Raw genomic sequence first — 11,158 nt, 5'->3', positions numbered from 1 at the left:
GCCGCTGCCGGCGCCCGCGACGGGGTGCCGGCAGCGGCGTTTCCGCGTCCCTGGGACCCCCGCCCGGAACCCCCAACACCCGGAACCCCCGCGTCCGTCCGCGTGAACCGGCCGCCGCGCCCGCAGGCGTTCTTGACATGATCATGAATGGTCATGAGCCTGGCGTCTGTTGACTTTCGTGGCAGACAACTGCAAGGGGGGCCAATGAGACGAAGGGCGAGAGCGATTCTCGCGACGGCTTCACTCCTGATCGCCGGACTGGCCGCAGCACCCGCCGCCGGAGCGGCGCAGAACGACGGGGACGACGACGGACTCTCCGTATGGCGCGCCCAGGTCACCAGGGAACAGGTGCCGTTACTCCTCGAAGCCGGTACCGACGGGCACGAACTCACCGAGCAGGTCCCCGACCGGGGGACCGCGACCGTCGAGCTCCACCTCACCGACCGCCAGGCGGCACAGCTCCGCGACAAGGGCGTCGACCTCGCCCGGCACACGCTCTCCGACCGGTCGCGGCAGCGCGTCGCCGCCGCGGGTGACGGCGTCTTCCGGCCGTACGGCGGCCCGGACGGCCTCAAGCAGGAGATCCTGGCCACCGCGCAGGCGCACCCGGCGCTCACCAAGGTCGTCTCCATCGGCAAGAGCCTCAAGGGCCAGGACATCCTCGCCCTCAAGATCGCGAAGAACGCCGACACCGTCCGCGACGGCGCCAAGCCCGCCACTCTCTACATGTCCAACCAGCACGCCCGCGAGTGGATCACCCCGGAGATGACCCGGCGGCTGATGCACCACTACCTCGACGGCTACGGCAAGGACCCGCGGTTGACCCGGATCGTCGACTCCACCGAACTGTGGTTCGTGCTCTCCGCCAACCCGGACGGCTACGACTACACCCACAGCCCCGACGGCGACCGCCAGTGGCGCAAGAACCTGCGCGACACCAACGGCGACGGCCGCACCGGCCCCGGCGACGGCATCGACCTCAACCGCAACTTCGCCTACAAGTGGGGCTACGACAACGAGGGTTCGTCGCCCGACCCGGCCGACGAGACCTACCGCGGCCCTGCGGCCATGTCCGAGCCCGAGACCCGCGCCGTGGACGCCTTCCAGCGCCGCATCGGCTTCCGGTACGGCGTCAACTACCACTCCGCCGCCCAGCTGCTGCTCTACGGCGTCGGCTGGCAGGTCGCCACCGACACCCCCGACGACATCGCGCTCAAGGCCCTCGCCGGCACCCCGCAGAACTCGGCGATCCCCGGCTACCGGCCGCAGGTCTCCTCCGAGCTCTACACCACCAACGGCGAGGCCGACGGCCACGCGGCGAACGTCAACGGGATGCAGATGTTCACCCCGGAGATGTCCACCTGCGCCACCGCCTCCCGCGTCGACCCGAACGACGCCTGGGAGCCCGCCGACTGCGCCTCGGTCTTCACCTTCCCGGACGACGAGAAGCTGATCCGGCAGGAGTTCGCCAAGAACGTCCCGTTCGCGCTGGCCGTCGCCGAGTCCGCCGTCCGCGCCGACGACCCCGTCTCGCCGGTCGGCACGCCCGCCGCCGCCCTCACCCCGGACGCCTTCACCACCTCCTACGCCCGCGGCGGCGACCAGGAGGTCCGGGTGACCGCCCGGAAGTCGCTGCGCGACAAGCAGCTCAAGTACCGGATCAACGGCGGCCGTACGCACTCCGAGAGCCTGGAGCGCTGGAAGGGCGGCGAGGTCTACGGCGGCGAGGACAACCTGTACTTCGACCGCTACCGGGCCGAGGTCGAGGGCGCCCGCCCCGGCGACTCCGTCGAGGTCTGGTTCACCGGTCGCGGCCGCGACGGCGCCCGCGCCTCCTCCGTCCCGTTCACCTACCGGGTCGCCGAACGGCCGCGCGGGGACGTCCTGGTGCTCGCCGAGGAGGGCGGCACCACCGCCGCGCAGCACGCCGCGGCGTACGTGAGGGCCCTCGCCGCGAACGGCCGCGGCGCCGCCGTCTGGGACGTGGCGACGCAGGGGGCCCCGCACCCCCTCGGCGTCCTGGACCACTTCCGCACCGTCGTCTGGTACACCGGCGCGGAGCGGCCCTCCGGTTCGGTGACGCTGGCCGTGCGGGACTACCTCAACGAGGGCGGAAAGCTCGTCAACGCCGGTGAGAAGTCCGGAGGTTCGGTGAACATCGGCCGCGCCGACTCCAACGACTTCGCCCAGTACTACCTCGGCGCCTTCCACCGCGCCGGGCTGAAGAACGCCGGCTCGTTCGCCGGATCGGGTGGCTTCACCGGCGCGAAGGCGACGCTCGGCCCCGCCGCCGGAAACCCGCTCGACAACGCCGGCGCGTACACCGTCACCTCCGACACCCTGGACCCGAAGGAGTTCCCGCAGTTCCGCAGCGCCTCCGGCGGCGACTACCCCGGCGTGCGCACCCCCTTCGAGCCGTACGAGGGCACGTCGTTCGCGGCCGCCCGGCACGCCGACAACGCCTGGATGCGGCTCAGCCGCACCGTCGACCTCACCTCGGTCGACGCCGCGGCGAAGCCCGCTCTGCAGTTCCAGGTCAGCTACGACACGGAGGAGGGCTACGACAACCTCGTCGTCGAGGCCCGCACCGCGGGCCAGGACGACTGGACCACGCTGCCCGACGCCAACGGCGGCACCTCGGACGCCGCCCCGGCCGACTGCGGCGAGGGCTACTACGTCCGCGGTCACCCCCACCTCGCCCGCTACCTCACCGTCGGCCAGGACGGCTGCGCCACCACCGGGACCAGCGGCTCCTGGCACGCCTTCACCGGCTCCTCCAACGGCTGGCAGCAGGCGTCGATCGACCTGAGCGGCTACGCCGGCAAGCAGGTCGAGCTGTCGATCTCGTACATCTCCGACCCCGGCACCAACGAGATGGGCGCGTTCGTCGACGACACCCGGCTCGTCGTCGGGGGCGCGGCCACCGGCGCCGAGGGCTTCGAGACTTCGCTCGGCGCCTGGTCCGTACCGGGTCCGCCGGCCGGAAGTCCGGGTAACGGCAAGGACTGGGCGCGCTCTCCCGGCCTGTTCCACTCGCAGGCGTCGGTCACCACCCGTGACACCGTTCTGCTGGGCTTCGGGCTCGAACACGTACTGCGCACAGATGAGCGCAGCGCGCTCATGCGAGAGGCGTTCGACGTCCTGCACGGCTGAGCGGGCGCCCGCACTTTTGATCACGGTGAGTGATCAGGACGAATGCCGCGTCATGGCCCGAACTAGTCGGTAGCCACGGGCCATGACGCAATTTCAAGGGTTCCGACCTGTACGCGATGTCACTCTCAGGCGTTGGGAGAGGTAGGGTCGGAGGCGGTCGGGGACATCCCTAAAAAAGAACTCGCCGGCGTCGAAACCCGGCGTACTCTCACGAGGAGATCGGTTCGTGACGATCCGCGTAGGCATCAACGGCTTCGGCCGCATCGGTCGCAACTACTTCCGCGCGCTCCTTGAGCAGGGTGCCGACATCGAGATCGTGGCTGTCAACGACCTGGGTGACACCGCGACCACCGCTCACCTGCTGAAGTACGACACGATTCTGGGTCGCCTCAAGGCCGAGGTGACCCACACCGAGGACACCATCACCGTCGACGGCCACACCATCAAGGTGCTGTCCGAGCGCAACCCGGCGGACATTCCGTGGGGCGAGCTGGGCGTCGACATCGTCATCGAGTCCACCGGCATCTTCACCAAGCGCGAGGACGCGGCCAAGCACCTCGCCGGCGGCGCCAAGAAGGTCCTCATCTCGGCTCCGGCCAAGGACGAGGACATCACCATCGTCATGGGCGTCAACCAGGACAAGTACGACGCGGCCGAGCACCACGTCATCTCCAACGCGTCCTGCACCACCAACTGCGTCGCCCCGATGGCCAAGGTCCTCGACGAGAACTTCGGCATCGTCCGCGGCCTGATGACGACGGTCCACGCCTACACCAACGACCAGCGCATCCTGGACTTCCCGCACAAGGACCTGCGCCGCGCCCGCGCCGCCGCGGAGAACATCATCCCGACCACGACGGGCGCCGCCAAGGCCACCGCCCTGGTCCTCCCGCAGCTCAAGGGCAAGCTCGACGGCATGGCCATGCGCGTCCCGGTCCCGACCGGCTCGGCCACCGACCTCGTCGTGGAACTCCAGCGCGAGGTCACCAAGGACGAGGTCAACGCCGCGTTCAAGAAGGCCGCGGAAGGCGAACTGCAGGGCATCCTCTACTACACCGAGGACCCGATCGTCTCCTCCGACATCGTCAGCGACCCGGCCTCCTGCACCTTCGACGCCTCCCTGACCATGGTTCAGGAAGGCAACTCGGTGAAGATCCTGGGCTGGTACGACAACGAGTGGGGCTACTCCAACCGCCTCGTCGACCTCACGGTCTTCGTCGGCAACCAGCTCTGAACCGTTTCGAGCTAGGCATCCGGATGTAACCGCAGGGCTCGGGCAGTGCAAAGATGCACTGTCCGGGCCCTGCCGTGTGTGCTGCCCGTTCCGACCTGCAAGGAGTGCGTAACCCCATGAAGACGATCGACGAGCTGCTCGCCGAGGGCGTGGCCGGCAAGCGGGTGTTCGTCCGCGCCGACCTCAACGTGCCGCTGGACGGCGACACGATCACCGACGACGGGCGCATCCGCGCCGTGCAGCCCACGATCAAGGCGCTGGCCGAGGCCGGTGCCAAGGTGGTCGTCGCTTCGCACCTGGGCCGCCCCAAGGGCGCGCCGGACCCGGCCTTCTCCCTCGCCCCGGCGGCCGCGCGGCTCGGCGAGCTGCTCGGCACCGAGGTCGCCTTCGCCACCGACACGGTCGGCGAGTCCGCGAAGGCCACCGTCGCCGGCCTGGCCGACGGACAGGTCGCGGTCATCGAGAACCTGCGCTTCAACCCCGGCGAGACCTCCAAGGACGACGCCGAGCGCGACGCCTTCGCCGCCCGGCTCGCCGAGCTCGCCGACCTCTACGTCGGCGACGGCTTCGGCGCCGTGCACCGCAAGCACGCCTCGGTCTACGACCTCCCCGGCAAGCTGCCGCACGCGGCCGGCTTCCTCATCTCCACCGAGGTCGGCGTCCTGAAGAAGCTCACCGACGACGTCCAGCGGCCGTACGTGGTCGTCCTCGGCGGCGCCAAGGTCTCCGACAAGCTGGGCGTGATCGACAACCTGCTCAAGAAGGCCGACCGCATCCTCATCGGCGGCGGCATGGCCTACACCTTCCTGGCCGCCAAGGGCCACGAGGTCGGCATCTCGCTGCTCCAGGCCGACCAGAAGGACACGTGCCTGGAGTACCTGGCGGAGGCGGAGAAGCGCGGCGTCGAGTTCGTGCTGCCCGTCGACGTCCTGGTCTCCTCCGAGTTCCCGGACCTCAAGACCAAGGCCCCGGCCCACCCCGACACCGTCGCCGCGGACGCCATTCCGGCGGACCAGGAGGGCCTCGACATCGGCCCGAAGACGCGTGAGCTCTACGCGGCCAAGCTCGCCGACGCGGGCACCGTGTTCTGGAACGGCCCGATGGGCGTCTTCGAGCACCCCGACTACGCGAACGGCACCAAGGCCGTCGCGCAGGCCCTGCTCGACTCGCCCGGCTTCACCGTCGTGGGCGGCGGAGACTCCGCCGCCGCCGTGCGCACGCTCGGCTTCGACGAGACCGCTTTCGGCCACATCTCGACCGGTGGCGGCGCCAGCCTCGAATACCTCGAGGGCAAGACGCTCCCCGGCCTCGCCGCACTGGAGGACTGATCCCCCGATGACCACCCGCACCCCGCTGATGGCGGGCAACTGGAAGATGAACCTCAACCACCTCGAGGCCATCGCGCAGGTCCAGAAGCTCGCCTTCGCCATGAACGACAAGGACTACGCCGCCGTCGAGGTCGCGGTCCTGGCGCCCTTCACCGACCTGCGGTCCGTCCAGACCGTGATCGAGGGCGACAAGCTGAAGATCAAGTTCGGTGCGCAGGACCTCTCGCCGCACGACTCCGGCGCGTACACCGGTGACATCTCCGGTGCCATGCTCGCCAAGCTGAACTGCGCCTACGTGACCGTCGGCCACTCCGAGCGACGGGAGTACCACGGCGAGACGGACGAGCTCTGCAACGCCAAGGTCAAGGCCGCCTTCAAGCACGGCCTGACCCCGATCCTGTGCATCGGCGAGGGCCTGGACGTCCGCAAGGCCGGCAACCAGGTCGCGTACACCCTCGCCCAGCTCGACGGCGGCCTGAAGGACGTCCCGGCCGAGCAGGCCGAGACGATCGTGATCGCGTACGAGCCTGTCTGGGCCATCGGTACCGGCGAGGTCGCCACCCCCGAGGACGCCCAGGAGGTCTGCGGGGCGATCCGCGGCCGCCTCGCGGAGCTGTACTCGCAGGAGCTGGCCGACAAGGTCCGAATCCAGTACGGCGGCTCCGTGAAGTCGGGCAACGTGGCCGCGATCATGGCGCAGCCGGACGTCGACGGCGCCCTGGTGGGCGGCGCGGCGCTGGACCCGGAGGAGTTCGTCAAGATCGTCCGGTTCCGCGACCAGTGACGCGACCAGTGAGTATGCGGTAGCGACGATCCGTCGTACTCTTGCGGGGGCCGCCGGGCTGTGCGCCTGTCGGCCCCCGTCGTACACATTCCGAGAATTGCCAGGAAGTAGGGTCCAGCCGTGGTTATGGGGTTCTCGATCGCCCTGATCGTCTTCAGCCTGCTGCTGATGCTGCTCGTGCTGATGCACAAGGGGAAGGGCGGCGGCCTCTCCGACATGTTCGGCGGCGGCATGCAGTCGTCCGTGGGCGGCTCCTCGGTCGCCGAGCGCAATCTGGACCGGATCACCATCGTGGTCGGTCTGCTGTGGTTCGCGTGCATTGTCGTACTTGCCCTGCTGATGAAGTTGGACGTGTAACTCCAATCACTGGACGCGCGTTGGGCCTTACGTAGACTGGTGCATCTTCGAGCACCATCACGCAGGGAGTTACGACCGTGGCAAGTGGCAACGCGATCCGGGGAAGCCGGGTCGGAGCGGGGCCGATGGGGGAGGCCGAGCGGGGCGAGTCGGCACCGCGCCTCCGCATCTCCTTCTGGTGCTCGAACGGGCACGAGACGCAGCCGAGCTTCGCCAGTGACGCGCAGGTCCCCGACACCTGGGACTGCCCGCGCTGCGGATTCCCGGCCGGCCAGGACCGGGACAACCCGCCGGACCCGCCCCGCACCGAGCCCTACAAGACGCACCTCGCGTACGTGCGCGAGCGGCGCAGCGACGCGGACGGCGAGGCGATCCTCGCCGAGGCTCTCGCCAAGCTCCGCGGCGAGATCTGAGCAGTACATACGAACAGCACACACGGGCCCGGCCCGCGACATCACGTCGCGGGCCGGGCCCGTCCGCTCGGCGTCGCACGCCCGCCCCGCCCGATCAACTAGGTTGGACACAGCGGGGCAAGAAGGCACGAGAAGAAGTGGGCGATGTCCGAGATGAACACCAGGAGCAGGCTCGACCGGATGCCGGAATGGGCCGCCCTCGGCAAGCACCGTGAGCAGCTGGGCGACACCCGGCTGCGCGATCTGTTCGCCGCCGACGCCGACCGCGGCGCCGCGTACACCCTGCGCGTCGGCGACCTCCACCTCGACTACTCCAAGAACCTGGTCACCGACGAGACCCTCGCCCTGCTGCGCGAACTGGCCGCCGCCACCGGCGTCGCCGAGCTGCGCGACGCGATGTTCCGCGGCGAGAAGATCAACACCACCGAGGACCGTGCGGTCCTGCACACCGCCCTGCGCGCCCCGCGCGACGCCGTGATCGAGGTCGACGGCGAGAACGTGGTGCCCGGCGTGCACGCCGTCCTCGACAAGATGGCGGCCTTCTCCGAGCGGGTCCGCTCCGGCGCGTGGACCGGCCACACCGGCCGGCCGATCCGCAACGTCGTCAACATCGGCATCGGCGGCTCCGACCTCGGCCCGGCGATGGCCCACGAGGCGCTGCGCTCGTACACCGACCGGGACCTGACGCTCCGTTTCGTCTCCAACGTGGACGGCGCGGACCTGCACGAGGCGGTCCGCGACCTCGACCCCGCCGAGACGCTGTTCGTCATCGCGTCCAAGACCTTCACCACCATCGAGACCATCACCAACGCCACCTCCGCCCGGGACTGGCTGCTGACCGGTCTGAACGCCGGTCAGGAGGCCGTCGCCAAGCACTTCGTGGCGCTGTCGACGAACGCCGAGAAGGTCCACGACTTCGGCATCGACACGGCCAACATGTTCGAGTTCTGGGACTGGGTCGGCGGCCGCTACTCGTACGACTCCGCCATCGGCCTCTCCCTGATGATCGCCATCGGGCCGGAGCACTTCCGCGCGATGCTCGACGGCTTCCACCTGGTCGACGAGCACTTCCGCACCGCCCCGCCGGAGCGGAACGCGCCGCTGCTGCTCGGTCTGCTCGGCGTCTGGTACGGCGCGTTCTTCGACGCCCAGTCGCACGCGGTGCTGCCGTACTCGCACTATCTGTCGAAGTTCACCGCGTATCTGCAGCAGCTCGACATGGAGTCCAACGGCAAGTCCGTCGACCGCGACGGCCGGCCCGTCGACTGGCAGACCGGACCGGTGGTCTGGGGCACCCCCGGCACCAACGGGCAGCACGCGTACTACCAGTTGATCCACCAGGGCACCAAGTTCATCCCCGCCGACTTCATCGGCTTCGCCCGGCCCGTCGCAGACCTGCGGCCCCGACTGGTGGCCCAGCACGACCTGCTGATGGCGAACTTCTTCGCCCAGACCCAGGCGCTGGCCTTCGGCAAGACCCCGGAGGAGGTGCGCGCCGAGGGCGTGGCCGAGGAACTCGTCCCGCACAAGACCTTCCGCGGCAACCACCCCACCACCACGATCCTCGCCGAGGAGCTGACGCCGTCGGTCCTCGGCCAGCTGATCGCGCTCTACGAACACAAAGTCTTCGTTCAGGGAGCGATCTGGAACATTGATTCGTTCGATCAGTGGGGGGTCGAGCTCGGCAAGGTCCTCGCCAAGCGGATCGAACCGGTCCTGCTGACCGGCGAGGGCACGGACGCGCTGGACGGCTCCACCGCCGGCCTCGTCTCGGTCTACCGGACGCTGCGGGGCCGCTGACCCACAAGGCCATGACGGGGGAGGACCAAGTGCAGGGCGAGGTACGGCTGCGGCCGCCGAGGAACGAGCTCGACGGCCGGGCGGTCGGATGGTGGCGGACCCAGCTGCTCATCACGACCGCGGTTCCGGTGCTGATTCTCGGCGTGCTCGGCGCGTTGATCGCGCCGGCCCGGTTCTGGCTGCTGCTGCCGGCGGCGGTGCTCGCCGCGGTGGGCCTCGCCTGCACGGCGTTCTTCCCCCTCTGGTGGTACCGGGTGCACCGCTGGGAGGTCACCGACGACGCGGTGTACGTGCGCACCGGGGCGCTGTGGCAGGAGTGGCGGATCGCGCCGATGTCCCGGATCCAGACCGTGGACACCGTGCGCGGCCCGCTGGAGCAGGCCTTCCGGCTCGCCACGGTGACGGTCACCACCGCCTCCTCCAAGGGCGCGATCCGGATCGAGGGGCTCGACCACGAGCTCGCCGCCCAGCTGGCCGAACGGCTCACGCTGATCACCGGCGATACGCCCGGGGACGCCACGTGACGGGCACGGCCGGCCTGCCCGCCCCGGCGGCCGAGGGCACGGAGGACGACTGGCAGCGGCTCGACCGGCGGATGGTGCCGGCCGGCGCCGCCGTCACCGGCGGAGTCGCCGTCGGCGCGGCCGTCCCCACCGCCGTCGGTCTGGCGGGCGGCATGCCGTTCTGGCAGGCCGTGGCCTGGGTGGCGGCCGGCGTGGTGGTGCTGACCCTGGGCGGCGCCGCCGCCGACTACGTCCGCTGGCGCCGCACCCGCTACCGGATCGGCCCCGAGCGGGCCGAGCTGCACACCGGCCTGTTCCTGCGCACCCGCCGGTCGCTGGCCCGCGAGCGGATCCGCAGCGTCGACCTCACCGCCCCTCTGCTGCTGCGGATGCTCGGCCTGGTCAAGGTCCGCATCGGCACCGGCGAGCACTCCGGCGGCGAGTCCACCCTCGAACTCGACCCGGTCGCGCGGACCGAGGGCGAGCGGCTGCGCCGGCTGCTCCTCGACCGGCCCGCGGCCGCCGGCGCGGATCCCGTCCACGACGGCCCGCTCGCCGTGCTCGACCCGGGCTGGATCCGCTACGCCCCGGTCTCCTTCGTCGCCCCCGCGCTCGGAGGCGCGGCGGCCGGGGCGGTGATGCAGGTCAGCGAGTGGTTCGGGGCGCAGGCCGCGGTGATCGACTGGGTGGGCGACCGCTTCGAGGACACCTCGATCGTCACGATGATCCTCGTCCTCGTGGCGGCCGCGCTGGTCGTCGGCACCGCCGGAGCGCTCGGCCTGTGGGTCGAGATGTGGTGGAACTACCGCCTGGAGCGCGAGCCCGGAGGCACGCTCAGGGTCCGCCGCGGTCTGCTCACCGCCCGCTCCATATCCGTCGAGGAACGGCGACTGCGCGGCGTGGAGCTGATCGAGCCGCTCGGCGTACGGACCTTCGGCGCCGCCCGGGTCGACGCGGTCGCCACCGGCATCGCCGAGGACGACGAGAGCGAGCACGCCGACCACAAGACGCTGCTGCCGCCCGCGCCCCGCGCCGTCGCCGACGAGGTCGCCGCCCAGGTGCTGCGCGAGCGGGTCGCCCCGACGGGCGCCCCGCTGACCGCCCACCCGCGCGCCGCCCGGCAGCGGAGGATCCGCTGGGCGCTCGGCTCCGCTGCCGTACCCGTCGTGGTCCTCGCCGTCCTCGGCGCGCTGCTCGACGTCGACGTGCTCGGATACGTGGCCGGAGCCTGCGCCCTCGTCCTCGTCCCGCTCGCCCTGCTCGGCGCCCGGGACGCCTACCGCAACCTGGGCCACGGCATCACGGGCGAGTACCTGGTCGCCCGCTCCGGCCTCCTGCGCCGCAGTACCGTCGCCCTGCAGCGCGGCGGGGTCATCGGCTGGACGGTCAAGCAGTCCTGGTTCCAGCGCCGGGCCGGCGTCCTCACCCTGACGGCGACCACCGCCGCCGGCTCGGGTGCGTACAGCGTCCACGACGCCGACGCGTCCGAGGGCCTGACCTTCGCCGCCGAGTCCGTACCGGACCTGCTCGCACCGTTCCTGGAACGACATGAGGGCTGAAGCCCCGCAGACGCCGAAGGCCCGGAC

At 70.7% G+C, this 11,158-nt stretch carries 9 protein-coding genes; all 9 read left to right on the top strand.

From position 1 onward, the window contains the following. The first annotated feature begins 204 nt into the window (after positions 1-204). The 9 genes from ABZO31_RS07255 to ABZO31_RS07215 all read left to right on the top strand — a co-directional run bounded on the left by ABZO31_RS07255 (position 205) and on the right by ABZO31_RS07215 (position 11,131). On the top strand, positions 205-3,153 hold the full coding sequence (locus tag ABZO31_RS07255; protein ID WP_406860236.1) for a M14 family metallopeptidase: 2,949 nt from the start codon (positions 205-207) through the stop codon (positions 3,151-3,153). A gap of 226 nt (positions 3,154-3,379) precedes the next feature. Then, a complete protein-coding gene (gene gap / locus ABZO31_RS07250) occupies positions 3,380-4,387 on the top strand; it encodes a type I glyceraldehyde-3-phosphate dehydrogenase (protein WP_406860235.1) in 1,008 nt (335 codons plus the stop codon). A gap of 116 nt (positions 4,388-4,503) precedes the next feature. Further along, entirely contained in the window at positions 4,504-5,715 is a 1,212-nt protein-coding gene (locus tag ABZO31_RS07245) for a phosphoglycerate kinase (RefSeq protein WP_406860234.1), read from the top strand. 7 nt (positions 5,716-5,722) lie between these two features. Further along, positions 5,723-6,499 (top strand): triose-phosphate isomerase, encoded by a 777-nt coding sequence (tpiA, locus tag ABZO31_RS07240; RefSeq protein ID WP_406860233.1) that lies wholly within the window; start codon positions 5,723-5,725, stop codon positions 6,497-6,499. A 126-nt stretch (positions 6,500-6,625) separates the two neighbouring features. Then, on the top strand, positions 6,626-6,856 hold the full coding sequence (secG, locus tag ABZO31_RS07235; protein WP_393647274.1) for a preprotein translocase subunit SecG: 231 nt from the start codon (positions 6,626-6,628) through the stop codon (positions 6,854-6,856). A 77-nt stretch (positions 6,857-6,933) separates the two neighbouring features. Further along, positions 6,934-7,269: an RNA polymerase-binding protein RbpA gene (locus tag ABZO31_RS07230; RefSeq protein WP_003957010.1), complete on the top strand. Its 336-nt coding sequence runs from the start codon at positions 6,934-6,936 to the stop codon at positions 7,267-7,269. Positions 7,270-7,422: 153 nt separating this feature from the next. After that, positions 7,423-9,069: a glucose-6-phosphate isomerase gene (gene pgi, locus ABZO31_RS07225; protein WP_406865282.1), complete on the top strand. Its 1,647-nt coding sequence runs from the start codon at positions 7,423-7,425 to the stop codon at positions 9,067-9,069. An 11-nt stretch (positions 9,070-9,080) separates the two neighbouring features. Next, positions 9,081-9,593, top strand: a complete 513-nt coding sequence (locus ABZO31_RS07220; RefSeq protein ID WP_406860232.1) for a PH domain-containing protein — start codon at positions 9,081-9,083, stop codon at positions 9,591-9,593. A gap of 71 nt (positions 9,594-9,664) precedes the next feature. Next, positions 9,665-11,131, top strand: coding sequence for a PH domain-containing protein (locus ABZO31_RS07215; RefSeq protein ID WP_406865281.1), 1,467 nt, complete (start codon positions 9,665-9,667; stop codon positions 11,129-11,131). Positions 11,132-11,158: the final 27 nt, after the last annotated feature.

The sequence above is a fragment of the Streptomyces solicamelliae genome (genome assembly GCF_045348655.1).
Taxonomy (GTDB): Bacteria; Actinomycetota; Actinomycetes; order Streptomycetales; family Streptomycetaceae; genus Streptomyces; species Streptomyces solicamelliae.
This window is presented reverse-complemented; position numbering and strand designations above follow the sequence as displayed.

Excerpts from the sequence above, each read along its gene's own strand:
- ABZO31_RS07255 (WP_406860236.1), top strand. The coding sequence starts at position 205 with ATGAGACGAAGGGCGAGAGCGATTCTCGCGACGGCTTCACTCCTGATC.
- ABZO31_RS07245 (WP_406860234.1), top strand. The coding sequence starts at position 4,504 with ATGAAGACGATCGACGAGCTGCTCGCCGAGGGCGTGGCCGGCAAGCGG.
- tpiA (WP_406860233.1), top strand. The coding sequence starts at position 5,723 with ATGACCACCCGCACCCCGCTGATGGCGGGCAACTGGAAGATGAACCTC.
- secG (WP_393647274.1), top strand. The coding sequence starts at position 6,626 with ATGGGGTTCTCGATCGCCCTGATCGTCTTCAGCCTGCTGCTGATGCTG.
- pgi (WP_406865282.1), top strand. The coding sequence starts at position 7,423 with ATGAACACCAGGAGCAGGCTCGACCGGATGCCGGAATGGGCCGCCCTC.
- ABZO31_RS07220 (WP_406860232.1), top strand. The coding sequence starts at position 9,081 with ATGACGGGGGAGGACCAAGTGCAGGGCGAGGTACGGCTGCGGCCGCCG.
- ABZO31_RS07215 (WP_406865281.1), top strand. The coding sequence starts at position 9,665 with ATGGTGCCGGCCGGCGCCGCCGTCACCGGCGGAGTCGCCGTCGGCGCG.